At 38.6% G+C, this 259-nt stretch carries 1 protein-coding gene; it reads right to left on the reverse strand.

Going from position 1 to position 259, the window contains the following annotated elements:
• On the reverse strand, positions 1 to 259 hold a 259-nt coding region (locus AAEY79_RS15500; RefSeq protein WP_352289434.1), incomplete at both ends, for a hypothetical protein.

Genomic DNA, 259 nt, shown 5'->3' on the forward strand with positions numbered 1-259 from the left:
GCAGTAAATAGCCCATTAAGGGTTTAGCTTTTGGAAAGTAAATAATGACGCTATCAAATTTTGCATCAGCTAATGACTCAGGCAGTTGATGGCCAAAATAGCATTGTAATTTTTCATTAGCGCAAGAGGATAATGTGAGGTGATGATTAAAGTCTAGCGCTAGGGCGGTGACATTATCGGCAAACTCAAGACATTGATGTGCAAAGGTATCAGCTTCATAATTGAGCACTAACACATTGTGTTGCTGAAAGTATTTGCT

This window comes from Psychrobacter sp. GW64-MNA-CIBAN-0177 (genome assembly GCF_040309585.1).
GTDB lineage: Bacteria > Pseudomonadota > Gammaproteobacteria > Pseudomonadales > Moraxellaceae > Psychrobacter > Psychrobacter okhotskensis.